18 protein-coding genes and 1 tRNA gene are annotated in these 20,131 nt (G+C 70.2%); 9 read left to right on the forward strand and 10 right to left on the reverse strand.

Annotated features, from left to right (window positions below):
• Window positions 1–58: 58 nt before the first annotated feature.
• The 6 genes from ACFYYB_RS12500 to ACFYYB_RS12525 all read right to left on the reverse strand — a co-directional run bounded on the left by ACFYYB_RS12500 (window position 59) and on the right by ACFYYB_RS12525 (window position 7,298).
• A complete protein-coding gene (locus ACFYYB_RS12500; RefSeq protein WP_389435075.1) occupies window positions 59–1,477 on the reverse strand; it encodes an NAD(P)/FAD-dependent oxidoreductase in 1,419 nt (472 codons plus the stop codon).
• A gap of 22 nt (window positions 1,478–1,499) precedes the next feature.
• Window positions 1,500–2,306, reverse strand: a complete 807-nt coding sequence (locus ACFYYB_RS12505; RefSeq protein WP_266881382.1) for an ABC transporter permease — start codon at window positions 2,304–2,306, stop codon at window positions 1,500–1,502.
• Window positions 2,306–3,235, reverse strand: coding sequence for an ABC transporter permease (locus ACFYYB_RS12510; RefSeq protein ID WP_389435077.1), 930 nt, complete (start codon window positions 3,233–3,235; stop codon window positions 2,306–2,308). Before ACFYYB_RS12510 ends, ACFYYB_RS12505 begins: the two co-directional genes overlap by 1 nt.
• Window positions 3,232–4,383 carry an ABC transporter ATP-binding protein gene (locus ACFYYB_RS12515; RefSeq protein WP_389435079.1) on the reverse strand — a complete coding sequence of 384 codons (1,152 nt, stop codon included), beginning with the start codon at window positions 4,381–4,383 and terminating at the stop codon, window positions 3,232–3,234. Before ACFYYB_RS12515 ends, ACFYYB_RS12510 begins: the two co-directional genes overlap by 4 nt.
• Window positions 4,384–4,466: 83 nt before the next feature.
• Window positions 4,467–5,717: a spermidine/putrescine ABC transporter substrate-binding protein gene (locus ACFYYB_RS12520; protein ID WP_389435081.1), complete on the reverse strand. Its 1,251-nt coding sequence runs from the start codon at window positions 5,715–5,717 to the stop codon at window positions 4,467–4,469.
• A 54-nt stretch (window positions 5,718–5,771) separates the two neighbouring features.
• Window positions 5,772–7,298: a gamma-aminobutyraldehyde dehydrogenase gene (locus ACFYYB_RS12525; protein WP_389436175.1), complete on the reverse strand. Its 1,527-nt coding sequence runs from the start codon at window positions 7,296–7,298 to the stop codon at window positions 5,772–5,774.
• A gap of 194 nt (window positions 7,299–7,492) precedes the next feature.
• Here ACFYYB_RS12525 and ACFYYB_RS12530 point away from each other — a divergent pair, with 194 nt between their 5' ends.
• The 3 genes from ACFYYB_RS12530 (at window position 7,493) to ACFYYB_RS12540 (ending at window position 10,157) form a co-directional block, all read left to right on the forward strand.
• Entirely contained in the window at window positions 7,493–8,068 is a 576-nt protein-coding gene (locus ACFYYB_RS12530; protein WP_389435083.1) for an NADAR family protein, read from the forward strand.
• A 51-nt stretch (window positions 8,069–8,119) separates the two neighbouring features.
• Window positions 8,120–8,181: transfer RNA gene (locus tag ACFYYB_RS12535), tRNA-Ser, on the forward strand.
• A 344-nt stretch (window positions 8,182–8,525) separates the two neighbouring features.
• Entirely contained in the window at window positions 8,526–10,157 is a 1,632-nt protein-coding gene (locus ACFYYB_RS12540) for a TROVE domain-containing protein (RefSeq protein ID WP_389435085.1), read from the forward strand.
• Between the two features lie 73 nt (window positions 10,158–10,230).
• Here the strand turns inward: ACFYYB_RS12540 and ACFYYB_RS12545 are convergent, their stop codons facing one another.
• Window positions 10,231–10,950, reverse strand: coding sequence for a DUF4190 domain-containing protein (locus tag ACFYYB_RS12545; RefSeq protein ID WP_389435087.1), 720 nt, complete (start codon window positions 10,948–10,950; stop codon window positions 10,231–10,233).
• A 121-nt stretch (window positions 10,951–11,071) separates the two neighbouring features.
• Between ACFYYB_RS12545 and ACFYYB_RS12550 the strand changes: the two genes are divergently transcribed.
• From ACFYYB_RS12550 to ACFYYB_RS12570, 5 genes are all read left to right on the forward strand, one after another.
• The gene (locus ACFYYB_RS12550; protein ID WP_389435089.1) at window positions 11,072–12,097 is read left to right on the forward strand and encodes an adenosine deaminase; all 1,026 of its coding nucleotides are present in this window, start codon (window positions 11,072–11,074) and stop codon (window positions 12,095–12,097) included.
• 20 nt (window positions 12,098–12,117) lie between these two features.
• Complete coding sequence (locus tag ACFYYB_RS12555; RefSeq protein WP_389435091.1) at window positions 12,118–12,807, forward strand: glycerophosphodiester phosphodiesterase; 690 nt, start codon at window positions 12,118–12,120, stop codon at window positions 12,805–12,807.
• Between the two features lie 95 nt (window positions 12,808–12,902).
• Complete coding sequence (locus tag ACFYYB_RS12560; RefSeq protein WP_389436176.1) at window positions 12,903–14,009, forward strand: sensor histidine kinase; 1,107 nt, start codon at window positions 12,903–12,905, stop codon at window positions 14,007–14,009.
• Window positions 14,006–14,695, forward strand: coding sequence for a response regulator (locus ACFYYB_RS12565; RefSeq protein WP_389435093.1), 690 nt, complete (start codon window positions 14,006–14,008; stop codon window positions 14,693–14,695). The genes ACFYYB_RS12560 and ACFYYB_RS12565 overlap by 4 nt, the downstream gene beginning before the upstream one ends.
• Window positions 14,696–14,842: 147 nt before the next feature.
• Window positions 14,843–16,087 carry a serine hydrolase domain-containing protein gene (locus tag ACFYYB_RS12570; protein ID WP_389435095.1) on the forward strand — a complete coding sequence of 415 codons (1,245 nt, stop codon included), beginning with the start codon at window positions 14,843–14,845 and terminating at the stop codon, window positions 16,085–16,087.
• A gap of 7 nt (window positions 16,088–16,094) precedes the next feature.
• Here the strand turns inward: ACFYYB_RS12570 and ACFYYB_RS12575 are convergent, their stop codons facing one another.
• The 3 genes from ACFYYB_RS12575 to ACFYYB_RS12585 all read right to left on the reverse strand — a co-directional run bounded on the left by ACFYYB_RS12575 (window position 16,095) and on the right by ACFYYB_RS12585 (window position 19,455).
• Window positions 16,095–16,628 carry a hypothetical protein gene (locus ACFYYB_RS12575; protein ID WP_389435097.1) on the reverse strand — a complete coding sequence of 178 codons (534 nt, stop codon included), beginning with the start codon at window positions 16,626–16,628 and terminating at the stop codon, window positions 16,095–16,097.
• Between the two features lie 90 nt (window positions 16,629–16,718).
• A complete protein-coding gene (locus ACFYYB_RS12580) occupies window positions 16,719–17,897 on the reverse strand; it encodes a spermidine/putrescine ABC transporter substrate-binding protein (protein ID WP_389435099.1) in 1,179 nt (392 codons plus the stop codon).
• 118 nt (window positions 17,898–18,015) lie between these two features.
• Complete coding sequence (locus tag ACFYYB_RS12585) at window positions 18,016–19,455, reverse strand: gamma-aminobutyraldehyde dehydrogenase (protein ID WP_389435101.1); 1,440 nt, start codon at window positions 19,453–19,455, stop codon at window positions 18,016–18,018.
• Window positions 19,456–19,627: 172 nt separating this feature from the next.
• Here ACFYYB_RS12585 and ACFYYB_RS12590 point away from each other — a divergent pair, with 172 nt between their 5' ends.
• Entirely contained in the window at window positions 19,628–20,131 is a 504-nt protein-coding gene (locus ACFYYB_RS12590) for an Lrp/AsnC family transcriptional regulator (RefSeq protein WP_327304302.1), read from the forward strand.

Raw genomic sequence — 20,131 nt, forward strand, 5'->3', positions numbered from 1 at the left:
GCGTGCGGAGGTCGCTTACCCGATCAGCGCACCGGGGCGGCGCCGTCGGGTCCCGGCCTCAGCTGTCGAAGCCGAGACCGAACCGGTCCAGCGTCTTCAGCCACAGGTTGCGGTGTCCGCCCATCCGGTCCGCCCGGGCCAGCGACCACTTCGTCATGGTGATGCCGGTCCAGGCGAAGGGCTCCGGCGGGAAGGGCATCGGCTTGGAGCGGACCATCTCCAGCTCGGTGCGCTCGGTCTTCTCCCCCGCCAGGAGGTCCAGCATCACGTCGGCGCCGAAGCGGGTGGCTCCGACGCCCAGGCCGGTGTAGCCGGCCGCGTAGGCCACCTTGCCCGCGTGCGCGGTGCCGAAGAAGGCGGAGAAGCGTGTGCAGGTGTCGATCGCCCCGCCCCAGGCGTGGCTGAATTTCACCCCTTCCAGCTGCGGGAAGCAGGTGAAGAAGTGCTCGGCGAGCTTGAGGTAGGTCTCGGGCCGGTGGTCGTGCTCGGCGTCGAGCCTGCCCCCGTACGGGTAGATCGCGTCGTAGCCGCCCCACAGGATCCGCCGGTCGGGGGTGATCCGGAAGTAGTGGAACTGATTGGCGCTGTCGCCGAGCCCCTGCCGGTTCTTCCAGCCGATCGAGGCGAGCTGCTCCTCGGTCAGCCGCTCCGTCATCAGCGCGTAGTCGTAGACGGGGACGGTCAGCGGGCGCACCCGCTTGACCAGCGACGGGAAGATGTTGGTCCCCAGCGCCACCCGGCGGGCGAAGACCCGGCCGTACGGGGTCCGCACGGCCATCCCCTCCCCCGAGCCGGCCAGGTCGAGCCCGCGCGTGTTCTCGTAGATCCGTACGCCCAGCTCCAGGCAGGCCCGCTTCAGGCCCCAGGCGAGCTTCGCCGGGTTGAGCATGGCGACGCCGTCGCGGTCCCAGATCCCGCCGAGGAAGGTCGGGGAGTCGACCTCGGCGCGGAGGGCGTCCGCGTCCAGCCATTCGGAGCGGCCGGCGAGGCCGAGCCGCTCGGCCTCGGCGTGGAACTCGCGGAGCTCCTCGACCTGGTGCGGCTCGGTGGCCACGTCGATCTCGCCGCTGCGCTCGAAGTCGCAGTCGATGCCGTAGCGGGCGACCGCTTCCTCGATGGCGTCGAGGTTGCGGGCGCCGAGGTCCTCCAGCGTGGCGAGCTCGTCGGGCCAGCGGGCCATCCCGTTCGCCAGGCCGTGGGTGAGGGAGGCCGCGCAGAAGCCGCCGTTGCGGCCCGAGGCGGCCCAGCCCGCCTCGTGGCCCTCGATGAGGACGACGTCCCGGGCGGGGTCGCGCTCCTTGGCGATCAGCGCGGTCCACAGGCCGCTGTAGCCGCCGCCGATGACGAGCAGATCGCAGTGCTCGTCCCCGGTGAGGGCGGGCTCCGCGGCGGGCTTGCCGGGGTCGTCCAGCCAGTACGAGACCGGCTTCGCTTCGGAAAGAGATCGTGCAGCGGTGCGCATGGCGTCTGGGGCCATGTCTTCCAACTCCCTACAGGTGCTACTTGGGCTGTGCTTTCTTGCGGCGGTTGGCGACCATCTGGCCGCCCAGCACCACCAGGACCGCGATGACGAACATCGCCGTGCCGATGACGTTGATCTGTACAGGCGTACCGCGCTGGGCCGATCCCCACACGAACATGGGGAAGGTGACGGTGTTGCCCGAGTTGAAGTTGGTGATGATGAAGTCGTCGAACGAGAGCGCGAAGGAGAGCAGCGCGCCCGCCGCGATGCCGGGGGCCGCGATCGGCAGGGTGACGCGCAGGAAGGTCTGCACGGGTCCGGCGTAGAGATCGCGGGCCGCTTCCTCCAGGCGGGGGTCCATGGAGAGCACCCGGGCCTTGACGGCGGCGACGACGAAGCTGAGGCAGAACATCACGTGGGCGATCAGGATCGTCCAGAAGCCGAGCTGGATGCCCATGTTGAGGAAGAGGGCGAGCAGGGACGCCGCCATCACGATCTCGGGCATGGCCATCGGCAGGAAGATCAGCGAGTTGACCGCGCCGCGCCCCCGGAACCGGTAGCGGACCATCGCGAAGGCGATCGCCGTGCCCAGCACGGTCGCCCCGATGGTGGCCCACAGGGCGATCTGGAGCGAGAGGGACAGGGACCCGCACATGTCGGCGACCCCGCAGGGGTCCTTCCACGCGTCGAGGGAGAACTCCTGCCAGGCGTAGTTGAAGCGCCCGGTGGGGTTGTTGAAGGAGAAGACCGTGACGACGACGTTCGGCAGGATCAGGTACGCGAGCGTGCCGAGCCCCGCGATCACGACGAGATTGCGGCGCAGCCAGGTGGTGGCGCTCTTCATCAGACCAGGTCCTCCGTCCCCGCTCGGCGGATGTAGATGGTGACCATGACCAGCACGATGGCCATGAGGATGAAGGACAGCGCGGCCGCCGTCGGATAGTCGAGGATGCGCAGGTACTGCGACTGGATGACGTTTCCGATCATGCGGGTGTCCGTGGAGCCGAGCAGTTCGGCGTTGACGTAGTCGCCGCTCGCCGGGATGAAGGTCAGCAGGGTTCCGGAGACCACGCCCGGCATGGACAGCGGGAAGGTCACCTTGCGGAAGACCGTGGCGGGACGGGCGTACAGGTCCCCGGCCGCCTCGTGGAGGCGGGTGTCGATGCGCTCCAGCGAGGTGTAGAGCGGAAGGATCATGAAGGGGAGGAAGTTGTACGTCAGACCGCAGACGACCGCGAGCGGCGTGGCGAGGACGCGGTCGCCCTCGGTCATGCCGAGCCAGCTGGTGACGTCCAGGAAGCCGATCGTGTTGAGGACGCCGACCACCGGGCCGCCGTCGGCCAGGATCGTCTTCCAGGCCAGGGTGCGGATCAGGAAGCTGGTGAAGAACGGGGCGATGACCAGCACCAAGAGCAGGTTGCGCCAGCGGCCCGCCTTGAAGGCGATCAGGTAGGCCAGCGGGTAGCCCAGCAGCAGGCACAGCGCGGTCGCGGTGCCGGCGTAGAGCAGGGAGCGCAGGAACTGCGGGTAGTACTCGGTGAAGGCGTCCCAGTAGGTCTGGAAGTGCCAGGTGACCTTGAAGCCCTCCTCGAGGGAGCCGGTCTGCACCGAGGTGGAGGCCTGGTAGACCATCGGCAGCACGAAGAAGACGAGCAGCCACAGGATGCCCGGGAGCAGCAGCCAGTACGGGACCAGGCGCTTCTTCAGGGACGGCTTGTGCACCGGGGGCTCGGCGGAGACGGCGACCTCGGGCAGGGTCGCGGGGGCGGTCACGCGCTCTCCTCGACCGTCTCGATGCCGGCGTCGATGTCCTGGGCCGCGTCCAGGCCGAAGGTGTGCTCCGGGTTCCAGTGCAGTATCACGTCGGCGCCGGGGACGAGGCGGGCGTCGCGCTCGATGTTCTGCACGTACACCTCCAGCTCCGGGCAGACCGGGCTGTCGATGACGAACTGGGTGGAGACCCCGATGAAGGAGGAGGCCGCGATCTTGCCGGCGACCTTGTTGCGGCCGGTCTCGATGGTGTTCTCCGCGTCCGCGTGGACCAGGGAGATCTTCTCCGGGCGCACCCCGACCAGCAGCTTGCCGCCGGCGCGGGGTGTGGTCGAACATCGCGACGCCGGGACGCGCAGCTTCGTACCGGCCGAGGAGACGACGACGTCGGACGCGCCGGCCTCCAGGACCTCGGCCTCGATGAGGTTGGAGGTGCCGAGGAAGTTCGCCACGAAGGTCGTCTTCGGGTTCTCGTAGAGCTCGGCGGGGGCGCCGAGCTGCTCGACGCGGCCTCCGTTCATCACGGCGACCGTGTCGGCCATGGTCATGGCCTCCTCCTGGTCGTGCGTGACGTGCACGAAGGTGATGCCGACCTCGGTCTGGATGCGCTTGAGCTCCAGCTGCATCTGGCGGCGCAGCTTGAGGTCGAGGGCGCCGAGCGGCTCGTCGAGGAGCAGCACCTGCGGGTGGTTGATGAGCGCGCGGGCCACGGCGACGCGCTGCTGCTGGCCACCGGAGAGCTGGTGCGGCTTGCGCTGGGCGAACTGGCCGAGCTGGACCAGCTCCAGCATGTCGTCGACCTGCTTCTTGACCGACTTGATGCCGCGGCGGCGCAGCCCGAAGGCGATGTTCTCCGAGACGTCGAGGTGCGGGAAGAGGGCGTAGCTCTGGAAGACGGTGTTGACCGGGCGCTTGTACGGCGGAAGGTGCGTGACCTCGCGGTCGCCGAGGCTGACGGTGCCGGTGGAGGGCTCCTCCAGACCGGCGATCATGCGCAGGGTGGTGGTCTTCCCGCAGCCCGAGGCGCCGAGCAGGGCGAAGAAGGAGCCCTGGGGAATGGTGAGGTCCAGCGGGTGCACGGCGGTGAAGGATCCGTAGTGCTTGCTGATCCCGGCGAGGCGGACGTCGCCGCCTTCGGTCTTGTCAGTCATGGGCCTGGGCCTTCGGTGGTGTGTCGTGGAAGGGGCAGGTGCCGGTTCGGGTGTCTTCGCCGGTGGGGACGCGGCGGGACCCGTCAGGCTCCGATGAGCTTGGCGAACTTCTCCTCGTACGCCGTCTCTTCCTCGCTGGTGAGGGAGCGGAAGGCGTGCGACTTGGCGGCCATCGCCTTGTCCGGAACGATCAGGACGTTGTCCGCGAGCTCCGGGTCGATCTTGGCCAGCTCGTCCTTGACGCCCTCGACGGGACAGACGTAGCTGATGTAGGCGGCCAGCTGGGCGGCCACCGCCGGCTCGTAGTAGTAGTCGATGAGCCGCTCCGCGTTGGCCTTGTGCCGGGCCTTCACGGGGACCAGCAGGTTGTCGCTGGAGGTGATGTAGCCGGGCGCCGGGATCGCGTACTGGATGTCCGGGTTGCCGGCCTGCAGCTGGATGACGTCGCCGGCCCAGGCCAGGCAGGCTGCGAGGTCGCCCTTGTCGAGGTCCGCCGTGTAGTCGTTGCCGGTGAAGCGGCGGATCTGCTTCTTGTCCACGCCCTTCTGGAGCCGGCCGATCGCCGCGTCGTAGTCGGCGTCGGTGAAGTTGGCCGGGTCCTTGCCCTGGTCGAGCAGGGTCATGCCGACGCTGTCGCGCATCTCGGTGAGGAAGCCGACGCGGCCCTTGAGGGAGGGGTCGTCGAGCATCTGCGTGACGGAGTCGACCTTCTTCCCGCCGGTCGCCTTGGTGTTGTAGGCGATCACCGTGTTGATGCCGGTCCAGGGGTAGCTGTACGCGCGGCCCGGGTCCCAGTCGGGGCTGCGGAACTGCGGGATCAGGTTGGCGTACGCGTGCGGGAGGTGCGAGGGGTCCAGCTTCTGGGCCCAGCCGAGGCGGATGATGCGCGAGGCCAGCCAGTCGGTGACGACGATCAGGTCGCGGCCGGTGTCCTGGCCGGCCGCGAGCTGGGGCTTGACCTTGCCGAAGAACTCGACGTTGTCGTTGATGTCCTCGGTGTACTTGACCTTGATCCCGGTCCGCTTGGTGAACTCCTCCAGCGTGGGACGGGACTTCTCGTCCTCGCTGGTGTCCATGTACTCGGTCCAGTTGGAGAAGTTGATCTCCTTCTCCTGCGCCGAGTGGTCGTCGGAGGCCGCGGCGTTGCCCTCCGCGCGCTTGGCCGGCGGGATGCCGCAGCCGGCCAGCGCGGACAGGCCGCCGAGGGTGAGCGCTCCGACTCCGGAGGCGCGCAGCACGGAGCGGCGGGTGAGGGCGCCGCGCCCGGTGGTGAGGCTGCGCCGCATGGCGGCGAATTGCGCCGCCGAGAGGCGGTCGGGCTCGAACTGCTCCATGGGAGGTGCCCTTTCGGGATGGGTGCGAACCGCTGGTCGGGCGGCTCTACGTGGTTATCTGTCCCCGAAGATCGTGCGGTGCCAGTCCTTCGCGGCAACCGCGGTGTTGTCGTACATCACGTGCTTGACCTGCGTGTACTCCTCGAAGGAGTAGCTGCTCATGTCCTTTCCGAACCCACTGGCCTTGTAGCCGCCGTGGGGCATCTCGCTGATGATCGGGATGTGGTCGTTGACCCAGACGCAGCCCGCCTGGATCTCCCGGGTGGCACGGTTCGCCCGGTACACATCACGGCTCCAGGCCGAGGCCGCGAGACCGTACGGGGTGTCGTTGGCCAGCGCGATGCCTTCGTCGTCGGTGTCGAAGGGCAGCACCACGAGGACCGGCCCGAAGATCTCGGACTGGACCACCTCGCTGTCCTGGGCCGCGCCGGAGATCAGCGTGGGCCGGTAGTACGCGCCGTCCGCGAGCTCGCCACCGGGGATCTCACCGCCGGTGACGACCGTGGCGTACGCGCGGGCGCGCTCGACGAAACCGGCGACCCGGTCGCGGTGCACGTGCGAGACCAGCGGGCCGAGGTCGGTCGACGGGTCGAAGGGGTCTCCGACGCGGACGGTCTCCATCAGCTCGGCGACCCGGGCGACGAAGGCGTCGTGGAGGGGGCGCTGGACGTAGGCGCGGGTGGCGGCCGTGCAGTCCTGGCCGGTGTTGATCAGGGAGGCGGCGACGGCGCCGTTGGCGGCGGCCTCCAGGTCGGCGTCGTCGAAGACGAGGAACGGAGCCTTGCCGCCGAGCTCCAGGTGGAGCCGCTTGACGGTGGCGGTGGCGATCTCGGCGACCCGCTTGCCGATGGCGGTGGACCCGGTGAAGGAGGTCATGACCACGTCCGGGTGGCCGACCAGGTGCTCGCCCGCGTCCCGGCCGGCGCCGGTGACGATGTTGACCACGCCGTCGGGCAGGCCCGCCTCCTTGGCCGCCTGGGCGAACATCAGGGAGGTCAGCGGGGTGAGCTCGGCGGGCTTGAGGACGATGGTGTTGCCCGCGGCGATCGCCGGAAGGATCTTCCAGGCGGCCATCTGCAGCGGATAGTTCCACGGCGCGATGGAGCCCACGACCCCGATCGCCTCGCGGCGTACGTACGAGGTGTGGTCCCCGGAGTACTCTCCCGCGGCCTGCCCCTGGAGGTGGCGCGCGGCGCCCGCGAAGAAGGCGGTGTTGTCGATGGTCCCCGGGACGTCGAACTCCGTCGACAGCTTGACCGGCTTGCCGCACTGCAGGGACTCCGCGTGCGCGAACTCCTCCGCCCGCTCGGCCAGCACCCCGGCCAGCCGGTGCAGCGCCTCGGAGCGCTCGCCGGGGGTGGCTCCCGACCAGCCGGGGAAGGCCCGCTTGGCGGCGGCGACGGCGGCGTCCACGTCGGCGGTGGAGGCCAGCTCGTAGGTGAGCACCTCCTCGCCGGTGGCGGGGTCGACCACGGTGTGTGACCGGCCCGAGGTGCCGGGCCGCAGCTGCCCGTCGATGTACTGCGCGCCTGCGGCGAATCGGTCCTTGACCTGGACCTTGACCTGGAAGCGGTTGCCCATCACGCTCTCACGCTCTCCGTAGCTACAGTTCGAGCTACAGCTCGAATTGAGTGCCGATCCTGGCAGAGGTATACCCCTCGGCCAAGTGATTCCGTTGTTGCCTTTTGATTACGCGACGGAATCGGTCGACCATGTGTCGAGGCGCGCCCGAAATCCCGTACGAAGTGTCCGGTGCTCCTGCGAGACTCGCATGCATGGAGAAGATCGAGGAACTGATCGGGCAGGTCAGCCGGGGTGAGCGGGTGAAGTTCCTGCCGTTCTGGGGACACCGTCCGCGGCCGGACGGAACGCTCGGGCCGAGCTGCCTCAGTCAGTGGTGGCCGTCCGAGTTCACCGTGGGTGACGTCCGGTACGCCACCGCCGAGCACTGGATGATGGCCGGAAAGGCACGCCTGTTCGAGGATGCCGAGGCGGAGCGCGCGGCCCTGGAGGCGAGGACTCCGGCCGAGGCGAAGAAGGCCGGGCGGCTGGTGCGCGGCTTCGACAACGCGGTCTGGGAGCGGGAGCGGTTCGCGCTGGTGGTGGAGGGCAGCGTGCACAAGTTCGGCTCCGATCCCGCGCTGACCTCGTACCTGCTCTCGACCGGGAACCGCGTCCTGGTGGAGGCCAGTCCGATGGACCGGATCTGGGGCGTGGGCCTGGCCCCCGACGACGAGCGCGCGCTGGACCCGGCGCGGTGGCGCGGCCTGAACCTGCTCGGCTTCGCGCTCATGGAGGCGCGGGAGCGGCTGGGGGCGGTGCTGCGGGAGGGGGCGCGGGAGGGGCTTTAATCGCTCGCGGGCGAGGGGGGTGTGCGTCTAGCGTGATCCTTGTCCAGGTGCGCAGGTGAGACTTACTTCCACTGTTAATGGGGCGGCCGCGGGTTCGAGTCCCGTCATCGGCTTCGGGTCGGTGTAGCTCAGTTGGTAGAGCACCACGTGGTTTCGCCGACCTCTATCTCTGGACACCTCTTCACGCACCTCCCGGTGCGCGGGCAGCGGCTCCTTCTTTTGCAAAGAAACCCAGGCCGCAGCCACTTTGATCTCGGGAGGCACACGTACGGGAAGCCCGGTGCGCAGGCAACGGTTACTTCTCCGGATCAGCAGGTGGCGGGTTCGAGTCCCGCCCGGCTCCGGCCGGTAGCTCAGATGAGTAGAGCAGCTGACACAAGTCCGTCGTCGACTTCCGATCTCGGGCCTCCCGTACGTCCCGCCTCCCCCGGTTTCCACTGAATTCGGGGGGATTCACATGGCTCGTTTCAACCTGCTCCGCTCCAAGGCGTCGCCCGCTCCGTCCGCCACGCCCACCTCACCGGTCCGCTCCACCGGCCGCCGCGCCGCCAACGCGCACGGCAGCCCCGGCTTCGTGCGCGATCCGCGCTCCGAGCTGTTCCTGCTCGCCGTCGCCAACTTCGTGACGCAGCGGACCGCCTACGAGTCCGGCGAGGCCCGCGACGACCGCTACGGCGCGCTCGTGCGCGCCCTCGCCGTGGAGGATCCCGCGTGGACCGCGGGCCTGCTCGGCTGGCTGCGGCGCGACGGCAACATGCGGACGGCCTCGCTCGTCGGAGCCGCCGAGTACGTCAAGGCGCGGCTCGACGCCGGAGCGACCGACGGGCCGTCGAACCGGCAGGTGGTGGACTCCGTACTGCTGCGCGCGGACGAGCCCGGCGAGCTGCTCGCCTACTGGACGGCCGCGTACGGGCGCAGCGTGCCCAAGCCCGTCAAGCGCGGGATCGCCGACGCGGTGCGCCGTCTCTACTCCGGCAACTCCCTGCTGAAGTACGACACCGCCTCCCGGGGATACCGCTTCGGCGACGTCCTCAACCTGGTGCACGCCTCCCCCGACCCGGACAAGCCCTGGCAGGGCGAGCTGTTCCGGTACGCCCTCGACCGCCGGCACAGCCCGGAGACCGCCGAGGCACCGTCGGGCAACCGCACCCTGCGCGCGCACCGGGCCCTGATGGAGCTGCCCGTGGCGGAGCGCCGGGCCGTGGTCACCTCGGCGGACGGCGCCGAGCGGCTCGCCGCGGCGGGCATGACCTGGGAGGCGCTGGCCGGCTGGCTGCAGGGGCCGATGGACGCGGCCGCCTGGGAGGCGGTCATCCCGTCCATGGGCGTGATGGCGCTGCTGCGCAACCTGCGCAACTTCGACGAGGCCGGGGTCTCGGACGCGGTGGCCGAGTGGGTCGCGGCGAAGATCTCCGACCCGGAGACCGTCGCCCGGGCCCGGCAGTTCCCCTTCCGCTACCTGGCGGCCCACCGGCACGCGCCCTCGCTGCGCTGGGCGTACCCGCTGGAGCGGGCGCTGGGCCACTCCCTGGCCCTCGTACCGGCGCTGCCCGGGCGGACGCTGGTCCTGGTGGACCGGTCCGGGTCGATGTGGTCGCCGCTGTCGGACCGCTCGCAGCTCAACCGGGCCGACGCCGCGGCCGTCTTCGGGGCGGCGCTGGCGCTGCGCGCCGAGGACGCGGACCTGGTGCAGTTCGGCTCCACCAGCGAGGCGGTCGGCTTCCGGCGGGGCGAGTCGGTGCTGAAGGTGCTGGAACGGTTCGAGGACCTCGGCGGCACCTTCACGGCGGAGGCGGTGCGCACGCACTACGCGGGGCACGACCGGGTGCTGATCGTCACCGACGAGCAGGCCACGTACGCCTACGGCGGCGATCCCACGGCCCTGGTGCCGGACACGGTGCCGGTCTACACGTGGAACCTCGCCGGCCACCGGGTGGGCCACGCGCCCTCCGGGTCCGCGCACCGGCACACCTTCGGCGGGCTCACCGACGCGGCCTTCCGCATGGTGTCCCTGATCGAGGACGGCCGGGACGCCAGGTGGCCCTGGGAGGCCGGGCCGGAGCAGGGGCGGGCGGACACGGGCGCCTGAGGGCGGGGTGGAGGGCCGGGCAGGGACGCGCACCGTCCCCGCCCGGCCCTCCGTCGTGCCCGCCGGTCGCGGATCAACCCCGCTGGAGGACCTGGGTGTTCTCGTACGGGGACGGGAACTCCGAGTCGTACTCGGAGCCGCCGTCCTCGGACATGCCGGCGACGACGATGAAGAACACGACGAACGCGATGCTGATCACGATGCCGACCGCGCCGGTGATGATGCCGGCCAGCGCCATGCCGTCGTTGTCGGCCTCGCCGCGCTTGGCCTTTCCTCGGCCCAGCACTCCGAAGATGACGGCCGGAACGCCGAACAGGAGGCCCAGGTAGCACGTGCACACGGAGAGGATCCCGAGCACGAGCGCGGTGACGCCGAAGCCGTTGCTCTTGGGCGCGTACCCGGGGTATCCGGGGTACGCCTGATACCCCGGGTACCCCGGCTGGCCGCCGTACGGCGGCTGCGGGGCGCCTTGGTGGGCGGGGTAGCCGCCGTACGGGGCCTGCGGCGCGCCCGGCTGGGCCGGGTAGCCGTACCCGGCGGCGGGATCCTGCTGCGCCGGGTAGCCGTAGGCGGGCGTCGCCCCGGGCGCCTGCCCGGTCTGAGGTGCGGGCACCGGCGTGCCCGGAGGTATGCCGCCGGCCCCCGGCATCCCCGCGACGGTCTGCTGGTCGTGCACCCCCGGCGCGCCCTGCGCCCCCGGCGCACCCTGCCCGCCCTGCTGTTTGCCCAGATCGACCGCGGGCTGCTCCGGCGGCGCCCAGGGGTCTCGCGACTCGGGGCTCTGATCGGTCATACGGCGCCCCCCTCTCGTACGGCCATGCTAAGCGCTCCCTCCGACAGGCCCCTTCGGCGGTGCGGATCCTGCCTACGATGAACACCGTTCCATCCGCACCGCGTCCTTCGGAGGCACCCTCATGCCCGACCTGCACCCCTTCATCGCGGGGCTGCCCAAGGCCGAACTCCACGTCCACCACGTCGGCTCGGCCTCCCCCCGCATCGTGGCCGAACTCGCCTCCCGGCACCCCGACTCCAAGGTCCCCACGGACCCCGAGGCCATCGCCGACTACTTCACCTTCACCGACTTCGCGCACTTCATCGAGGTCTACCTCTCCGTCGTCGACCTGGTCCGCACCCCCGACGACGTGCGCGACCTCACCTTCGATATCGCCCGCGACATGGCCCGGCAGAACATCCGGTACGCCGAGCTCACCATCACCCCGTACTCCTCGACCCGCCGCGGGATCGACGAGAAGGCCTTCATGGAGGCCATCGAGGACGCCCGCAAGGCCGCCGAGACCGAGCTCGGCGTGATCCTGCGCTGGTGCTTCGACATCCCCGGCGAGGCCGGCCTGGAAGCCGCCGCGGAGACGCTGCGCCTCGCCGTCGACCTGCGCCCCGAGGGCCTGGTCTCCTTCGGCCTCGGCGGCCCCGAGATCGGCGTCCCGCGCCCGCAGTTCAAGCCGTACTTCGACGCGGCCCGCGCCGCCGGACTGCACAGCGTGCCGCACTCCGGCGAGACCACCGGCCCGCAGAGCGTCTGGGACGCCATCCGCGACCTGGGCGCCGAGCGCATCGGCCACGGCACCAGCGCCACCCAGGACCCCGAGCTCCTGGCCTACCTGGCCGAGCACCGCATCGCGCTGGAGGTCTGCCCCACCTCCAACATCGCCACCCGAGCCGTCGCCAAGCTGGACGAGCACCCCGTCAAGGAGATGGTGGCGGCCGGCGTGCTCGTCACCATCAACAGCGACGACCCGCCGATGTTCGGCTCCGACCTCAACAACGAGTACGCGGTGGCCGCCCGCCTGCTGGACCTGGACGAGCGGGGCCTCGCCCAGCTCGCGAAGAACGCCGTCGAGGCCTCCTTCCTGGACCCGGCCGGCAAGGCGAAGCTCACCGCCGAGATCGACACGTACACCTCCGCCTGGCTGGCTTCCTGACGGCCCAGCAGAATGGGCGGATGCGCACCCTGACTGCCGTAGGACACCGCGGGGATCCCTACCGCGCCCGCGAGAACACCCTGCCCTCCCTCCGGTCCGCCTTCGACCGGGGGGCGGACGCGGTGGAGATCGACGTACGGATGACCCGCGACGGGGTCCCCGTACTGCTCCACGACGAGGACCTCCGGCGGCTGTGGGGCCACGACGTACGGCTCGAAGACGTCACGGCCCCGCAGCTGAAGGAGCTGACCGGCGGCGGGATCCCGACCCTGCGCGAGGCCCTGATGGCCACCGGCGCGGGCCGGGTCATGATCGACCTGCCGGGTGCGACGGCCCAGGCCGTACGGACCGTCGTCGGCCAGGTCCGCGAATGCGGGGCCCGCGACCGTACGTACTACTGCGCGGGTCCGGCCACCATGCTGGCGGTGCGCGCCGCCGATCCGGGCGCCGAGATCGCGCTGACCTGGACCACCCTGGCTCCCCCGCGCCGGGTGCTGATCGACGCGGTGGCCCCGAGCTGGCTCAACTACCGCTTCGGGCTGGTCGGCCCGGAGCTGGTGGAGGCCCTGCACCGGGACGGCCTGCTGGTGTCGGCCTGGACCCCGGACACCAAGCGCGCGATGGGCGCGCTGATCAGGGCCGGAGTCGACTCGATCACGACGAACCGGGTGGACGCGCTGAGAGCCGTACGGGCCGGGCTCGGCCGGTGATACGGGCCTGGGGGGAGATCGCGGGGCGGATCCGGAGCGCCGGTCCGCGCCGGCAGGACCTGGGACTGACGCTGCTGGTGCAACTGGCCGTCACGATGCCCTTCGTGGTGCCGCGGCCGGCCGGGGCGCCGCCCGCGGACTGGATCTCGTACGCCATGACCACGCTCGGCGTGCTGCCACTGGTCTGGCGCCGGCGGGCTCCGGTGACGGTGCTGGTCGCGATCCTGGTAGCCGGCGGCGTGTACAACCTGGGGGGCGACGGCCCGGGGCAGCCGCTTCCGTACGCGGGGCTGATCGCCTTCTACACGGTCGCCCTGCGGTGCACGGCCCGGGTGCGGCTGACGGTGGGCGGGCTCACGATCCTCACGGTCGCCGTGTCGGTGTACTGGAACACCGGGACCGCGCGCGAGCTGCTCTTCACCCTCTTCGTCTCCGGGGCCGCGTACGCGCTGGGGCGGTTGCAGCACACCCGGCAGGCGTACACCGCGGCCCTCCTGGACCGGGCGGCCGAGCTGGAGCGGGCCAACCGGATCGAGGCGGAGCAGGCGGCCGCCCGCGAACGGGCCCGGATCGCGCGGGAGATGCACGACATCCTCTCGCACGCGGTCAGCATCATGATCGTGCAGGCGGAGGCCGGTCCGGTGGCCGTGCGCAGGGCCCCCGAGCGCGCCGAGGCCGCCTTCGAGGCCATCGCGGAGACGGGCCGGGACGCCATGGCCCAGCTGCGCACGATGCTGGGGGTGCTGCGCACGGACGAGGCGGCTCCGCGCTCCCCGCAGCCCGGTGTCGGGGAGCTGGAGGGGCTGCTGGAGCGGGTCCGGGGCAGCGGGCCCGAGGTGCGCCTGGAACGCACGGGTACGGTGCGCGCCCTGCCCGCGGCGCTGGAGGCGACGGTGTACCGGGTGGTGCAGGAGGCCCTGACCAATGTGGTCAAGCACGCCGGGGCTTCGGCGGTGGCCGTGGGCCTGGAGTACGGGGAGCGGGAGCTCACGGTGACGGTGACGGACGACGGGCGGGGTCCGGGGGCGGGGGCCGGTGCGGGTTCCGTGCCGCGGGCGCGGCCCGGCGGGCACGGCCTGATCGGGATCCGCGAGCGGGCGGCCGCCCACGGGGGTACGGCCCGGACGGGCCCGGGACCGGACGGCACCGGCTTCGAGCTGCGCGTCGTGCTTGTAACGTCGGGCGCGGAGGTGGGGAAGTGACGATCCGTGTGGTGGTGGCCGACGACCAGGAACTGGTGCGCAGCGGCTTCGCGATGATCCTGGACGCGCAGGAGGACATCGAGGTGGTGGCGGAGGCCGGCGACGGGGCGGCGGCGGTCTCGGCGGTACGGTCGCTCGCCCCCGACGTGGCGCTGCTGGACGTCCGGATGCCGGTGCTGGACGGGATCGAGGCGTGCCGGGAGATCTCGGGGACGAGTTCCTGCCGGACGGTGATGCTGACGACCTTCGACTCGGACGAGTACGTGTACGAGGCGCTGCACGCGGGGGCCAGCGGGTTCCTGCTGAAGGACGTGCGACGGGACGATCTGGTGCACGCCGTACGGGTGGTGGCGGCGGGCGATTCCCTCCTGGCGCCTTCGGTGGCCCGGCGGCTGATCGCGGAGTACACGGCGGCGACGGCCCGGCCGGCGGCCGGGGAGGCACTGTCCGCGGAGCGGCTGGAGGTGCTGACGGCCCGCGAGCGGGAGACGCTGCTGCACCTGGGGCGAGGACTGTCGAACGCGGAGCTCGCGCTGGAGCTGATGGTGAGCGAGCACACGGTCAAGTCGCATGTGGGCAACGTGCTGTCGAAGCTGGGGCTGCGGGACCGGATCCAGGCGGTGATCTGCGCGTACGAGACGGGTCTGATCGCGGCTGGCTCTCCGGTATCTCCCTCTGGGGAGTGAGACGGGTCGTATCTCCTGGCTCTCGGTGGTGAGTTGTCGTACCGGCAAAGACCACTCTTGATGGTGATCCGCAACTACCCCCCTGACCTGCAGCATTGAGGTCATCGGGGCGGAAGTCGCCCGGAGAGCCGACAGGGGGATCCCACCATGAACGCCATGACCCGCACGCTGATCGCCACCACTCTGGTCCTGGGTGTCGCGGCCGGACCGGCCGTCGCCGCCCAGGCCGGCCCGGGCGGCCAAGGCGGCCAAGGCGGCCAAGGCGGCCAGCCGCAGCCTTCGGCCGCCGCGGCGCCGGCCGCGCAGAGCCCGGCACCGCAGGTCCCGACCCCACCGAACGCCACGGCGCTGGAGCAGGCCCTCGCGGGGCTCGGGGCGGACCACAAGGACGCCACGGCCGCGCTGGTACGGGTGGGCGGCACGAGCGGCGGGTGGCAGGGCGGTTCCGGTCTCGCGGACATCCGCACCGGGCGCGCGGCGATCGAGGAGGGCCGGTTCCGGGCCGGATCGGTGACCAAGGTCTTCACCGCGGCGGTGGTGCTCCAGCTCGCCGCCGAGGGCAAGCTCGACCTCGACGGGCCGGTCCGCCGGTACCTGCCCGGGACCGTCCCCGAGGCGTACGGCACGGTCACCGTGCGGCAGTTGCTCACCCACACCAGCGGGATTCCGGCGGCCGACGGTCCGGGCGATTCCTTCGAGGCGCAGTGGGAACACCGCTTCGACGTGACCGATCCGCACGACCAGATCGCCGACGCCGTGACCAAGAGCCCCGAGTTCGTCCCGGGCACGGCCCAGCACTACCTGAACATCAACTACACGGTGCTGGGCGTGCTGATCGAGAAGGTGACGGGCACGACGTACGAGAAGGCGGTCGCGGCGCGGGTACTGAAGCCGCTGGGGCTGCGGGACACCTCGTTCCCGGGCCGTTTCCAGACCCGCATACCGGGTCGCCACAACCACGGGTACCAGGCGGTGGCCCGTCAGGACGGTTCCACCGAGCTGCGGGACGTGACGGAGTGGAACTCCTCGGACCGGTGGGCGGCGGGCGACATCATCTCCACCACGGCCGATCTGGAGCGGTTCACCATCGCCCTGTTCGGCGGACGCCTCGTGCCGGCGGCGCAGCTCGAGGAGATGTTCACGGTCCCCGGGGTGAAGGACTTCGTCACGGGCAAGTCCGCGACGCTGACGGCCGGGATGTCGCGGATCAAGCTCCCCGACGGCACGGTCGCCTGGGGCAAGACGGGCGGCCGGCACGGCTACAACACGGCGATAGGCGGGACCCGCGACCTGTCCCGCACCCTCGTGTACTCGGTCAACTCGACCGATGCCAAGGGCCAGGACATGAACCCGGTGGCCCTCGGCATCGTCATGGCGGCCTTCGCCAAGTAGCCCGGACTCAGACCCGGGTCCCGGCCAGGTCCACGGCCAGGTCCGGAGCCGGAGCCGGAACCGCGTCCCGGCCGGGGTCCGTCGGCATCGCTTCCAGTCGCTTGATCATGCGGCGCAGGACCAGCAGGGGAATCACCCCGAAGACGCCGAAGGACATGTCGATCAGCGACCAATAGAAGGGGATCCCCCGGATGGGGCCGCAGATCAGGGCCAGCGGGACGATGCCGGCGCAGGCGATCATGCCGGCCTCGACGATCCAGATGTTGCGGACCGGGTCACGGTGGACCCCGTAGAAGAAGACGGCGATCACCAGGTGGGCGAAGGCGAGCCAGTCGGTGCCGTAGAGGAGGAAGGGGTATTCGGAGTCCGCCCGTTCCAGCCCGTCGCCGACGCGTCGCAACCATTCGTTGTCCACCAGGGCGTTGGCCCAGTGGAGTTCGCTCACCAGGGGGAAGGCGGTGAGTCCGCTCAGCACGAGGCAGACGAGGAACAGGGCAAGCCAGGCACGGATCCGCCGCAGAAGGGCGCTTCTCTCGCTCATGGGAGGAAGCCTACGCAGCTTTCTGAACATGTTCAGCCGAATTGCTGAACATGTTCAGTTCCGCTGCGGGATCGTGATCGGGCCCGCCCCTCAAAGACCGACGATGCCGTTCCAGCGCTTGGCGAAGGACGAGCGCTCGGCGGAGGAGATGTCGCGGGCCACGACGAGCCGCTTGCGCATGTCCTCGTCGGGGAAGATCAGCGGGTTCTCGGCCAGTTCGGCGGTCTCCTGGTCGTCCGAGGCGGCCAGCACCTCGCGGGCCGCGGGGACCGGACAGACGTAGTTGACGGAGGCGGCGAGCAGCGCGGCCACTTCCGGGTCGTAGTAGAAGTCGATGAGCGCCTCGGCATTGGCCTTGCGGGGAGCCAGGTTGGGGATGAGCAGGCTCTCCGCCCAGAGTTCGCCCCCTTCCTCGGGGACCACGAACTCGATGTCGGGGTTGTCGGCCTGGAGCTGGATCGCGTCCCCGGAGTACGCCTGGCAGGCCAGCACGTCGCCCTTGCTCAGGTCGGAGGTGTAGTCGTTGCCGGTGAAGCGGCGGATGTGCTTCTTCTTCACCATGCTCTCGACCTGGTCGCACATCCGGTGGAAGTCGGTTTCGGTCCACCGGGTCACGTCGGCCCCGTTGCCCTGCATCAGCAGGGAGAAGGACTCGTCGAGGCCGGAGAAGAGCGTCACCTTGCCGGCCAGGTCCGGGTGCCACAGGTCCTTGACGGACTTGATCTCGCGGCCGAGGGCCTTGCGGTTGTAGGCGATGCCGGTGATCCCCGACTGCCAGGGCACGGTGTGCAGCCGGCCCTCGTCGAAGGCGGGCGAGCGCAGTTGCGGGTCCAGATGCTTCGACACGTTCGTCTGCGCCGAGCGGTCCATCTTCTGGGCCCAGCCGAGGTGGACGAAGCGGGCGGCCATCCAGTCGCTGACCACGACCACGTCGTGACCGGTCTGCTGGTGGTTCATCAGCGCCGGGCTGATCTTGCCGAAGAACTCGTCGTTGTCGTTGATCTCCTCGGTGTACCGGACCTCGATGCCGGTCTTCTCCGAGAAGGCCTCCAGCGTCGGGCGCCGGCTCTCGTCCTCTTCGTCGGTGTCGATGTAGAGGGGCCAGTTGGAGAAGGAGACGCTCCGGTCGGCGACGGAGCGGTCCCGGCCCTCCCTCCGGTCCTCCGGGACGTACGCGGCCGGGACACCACAGCCGGTGAGGCCGGCCAGCAGGCCCGCGGCACCGAGGCCGCGCAGCGCCGCGCGGCGGGAAAAGGCGAGTTCAGGCATGGAAAGAGCCTGGTGGAACACCAAAGGGCGGGCAATAGACATGTTGTCTACTACCCGCCCCTTCAAGGCAGTGCCCTGGCCGATGCGGCGGCCGCCAGGCCGCCCGTCCGGCTTCCGGTCAGCCGTCGAGCGAGGTCATGACGTGCTTGATGCGCGTGTAGTCCTCGAAGCCGTAGGCGGAGAGGTCCTTGCCGTAGCCGGACTTCTTGTATCCGCCGTGGGGCATCTCGGCGACGAGCGGGATGTGGGTGTTGATCCACACGCAGCCGAAGTCGAGGTTCTTGGACATCCGCATCGCGCGGCCGTGGTCCTTGGTCCACACCGACGAGGCGAGCGCGAACTCGACGTCGTTCGCGTACGCCAGGGCCTGGTCCTCGTCCGTGAAGGACTGGACCGTGATGACGGGGCCGAAGACCTCGTTCTGGATGATCTCGTCGTCCTGCTTGAGGCCCGAGACCACGGTCGGGGCGTAGAAGTAGCCCTTCTCGCCGACCTGGTGGCCGCCCGCCTCGACCTTGGCGTGGGCGGGGAGCCTCTCGATGAAGCCCGCGACCTGCTTCAGCTGGTTCGGGTTGTTCAGCGGACCGTAGAGCACGTCCTCGTCGTCCGGCTGGCCGGTCTTGGTGTCGGCCGCGTTCTTGGCCAGCGCCGCGACGAACTCGTCGTGGATCGACTCGTGGACCAGTACGCGGCAGGCCGCGGTGCAGTCCTGGCCGGCGTTGAAGAAGCCGGCGACCGCGATGTCCTCGGCGGCCTTGGCGATGTCGGCGTCCTCGAAGACCACGACGGGGGCCTTGCCGCCGAGCTCCAGGTGGACGCGCTTGACGTCCTTGGAGGCGCTCTCGGCGACCTGCATGCCCGCGCGCACCGAGCCGGTGATGGAGGCCATCGCCGGAGTGCGGTGCTCGACCATGGCCCGGCCGGTGTCGCGGTCGCCGCAGACGACGTTGAAGACGCCCTTGGGCAGGATCGAGCCGATGATCTCCGCCATCAGGATGGTGGAGGCCGGGGTGGTGTCCGAGGGCTTGAGGACCACGGTGTTGCCCGCGGCCAGGGCCGGGGCGAACTTCCAGACGGCCATCATCATCGGGTAGTTCCACGGAGCGACCTGCGCGCAGACGCCGACCGGCTCGCGGCGGACGATCGAGGTCATGCCCTCCATGTACTCGCCGGCCGAACGGCCCTCGAGCAGGCGCGCGGCACCGGCGAAGAAGCGGATCTGGTCCACCATCGGCGGCAGCTCCTCGCTGGCCGTGAGGCCGAGCGGCTTGCCGGTGTTCTCCGATTCGGTGGCGACCAGCTCGTCCGCGCGGGCCTCGAAGGCGTCCGCGATCTTCAGCAGGGCCTTCTGGCGCTCGGAGGGGGTCGCGTCGCGCCAGGCCGGGAAGGCGGCGGCGGCAGCGGCCATGGCGGCGTCGACGTCCGCCTGGCCGGAGAGGGGGGCGGTCGCGTACGCCTCGCCCGTGGCGGGGTTGACCACCTCGGTGGTCCGCCCGTCGGCGGCGTCCTTGAACTCCCCGCCGATGTAGTTGCGCAGACGACGCAGTTCGGTGGTCACTACAGCCACACTCCTGTGATCACATGTCCAACGGTTGAGACAGCTACCCAAGCCTAGCCTCTCGGACGCCGTTTTCGACAGGCCCACACATCACGAACTACGGAATCAGTGAGATCTGACTCCCCAAACAACGAATTACATCGTTCTCGCCTTGCGGAACAGACGACTCCTCGTGCACAGTGAGGTCGTGGTCAGTCGAAGCGCAGATTCCAGGACAAGACAACCGTCCCCTTCGGTCGATGCTGTGTCCCTGGCGATCATCGAGCAACTGCAAGAGGACGGTCGCCGCCCCTACGCAGCGATCGGAAAGGCCGTCGGCCTGTCCGAAGCAGCGGTGCGTCAGCGGGTTCAGAAGCTGCTCGACCAGGGCGTCATGCAGATCGTCGCCGTCACCGATCCGCTCACCGTGGGGCTCCGGCGCCAGGCGATGGTCGGCATCAACGTCGAGGGAGACCTCGACCCCGTGGCCGACGCGCTGACCGCGATGGCCGAATGCGAGTACGTGGTGATGACCGCGGGCTCGTTCGACCTGATGGTGGAGATCGTCTGTGAGGACGACGACCACCTGCTCGACACGATCAACAAGAAGATCCGTGCGCTCCCCGGCGTGCGATCAACCGAAAGCTTCGTTTACCTGAAGCTGAAGAAGCAGACCTACATGTGGGGAACGAGATAG

Origin of the sequence: Streptomyces sp. NPDC002886 (assembly GCF_042888445.1) — a bacterium.
In the GTDB taxonomy this organism is placed as follows: Bacteria; Actinomycetota; Actinomycetes; order Streptomycetales; family Streptomycetaceae; genus Streptomyces.

Excerpts from the sequence above, each read along its gene's own strand:
- ACFYYB_RS12530 (WP_389435083.1), top strand. The coding sequence starts at position 7,493 with ATGGAGAAGATCGAGGAACTGATCGGGCAGGTCAGCCGGGGTGAGCGG.
- ACFYYB_RS12505 (WP_266881382.1), bottom strand. The coding sequence starts at position 2,306 with ATGAAGAGCGCCACCACCTGGCTGCGCCGCAATCTCGTCGTGATCGCG.
- ACFYYB_RS12560 (WP_389436176.1), top strand. The coding sequence starts at position 12,903 with ATGCCCTTCGTGGTGCCGCGGCCGGCCGGGGCGCCGCCCGCGGACTGG.
- ACFYYB_RS12525 (WP_389436175.1), bottom strand. The coding sequence starts at position 7,298 with ATGGGCAACCGCTTCCAGGTCAAGGTCCAGGTCAAGGACCGATTCGCC.
- ACFYYB_RS12550 (WP_389435089.1), top strand. The coding sequence starts at position 11,072 with ATGCCCGACCTGCACCCCTTCATCGCGGGGCTGCCCAAGGCCGAACTC.
- ACFYYB_RS12580 (WP_389435099.1), bottom strand. The coding sequence starts at position 17,897 with ATGCCTGAACTCGCCTTTTCCCGCCGCGCGGCGCTGCGCGGCCTCGGT.
- ACFYYB_RS12515 (WP_389435079.1), bottom strand. The coding sequence starts at position 4,383 with ATGACTGACAAGACCGAAGGCGGCGACGTCCGCCTCGCCGGGATCAGC.
- ACFYYB_RS12520 (WP_389435081.1), bottom strand. The coding sequence starts at position 5,717 with ATGGAGCAGTTCGAGCCCGACCGCCTCTCGGCGGCGCAATTCGCCGCC.
- ACFYYB_RS12575 (WP_389435097.1), bottom strand. The coding sequence starts at position 16,628 with ATGAGCGAGAGAAGCGCCCTTCTGCGGCGGATCCGTGCCTGGCTTGCC.
- ACFYYB_RS12500 (WP_389435075.1), bottom strand. The coding sequence starts at position 1,477 with ATGGCCCCAGACGCCATGCGCACCGCTGCACGATCTCTTTCCGAAGCG.
- ACFYYB_RS12555 (WP_389435091.1), top strand. The coding sequence starts at position 12,118 with ATGCGCACCCTGACTGCCGTAGGACACCGCGGGGATCCCTACCGCGCC.
- ACFYYB_RS12540 (WP_389435085.1), top strand. The coding sequence starts at position 8,526 with ATGGCTCGTTTCAACCTGCTCCGCTCCAAGGCGTCGCCCGCTCCGTCC.
- ACFYYB_RS12545 (WP_389435087.1), bottom strand. The coding sequence starts at position 10,950 with ATGACCGATCAGAGCCCCGAGTCGCGAGACCCCTGGGCGCCGCCGGAG.
- ACFYYB_RS12570 (WP_389435095.1), top strand. The coding sequence starts at position 14,843 with ATGAACGCCATGACCCGCACGCTGATCGCCACCACTCTGGTCCTGGGT.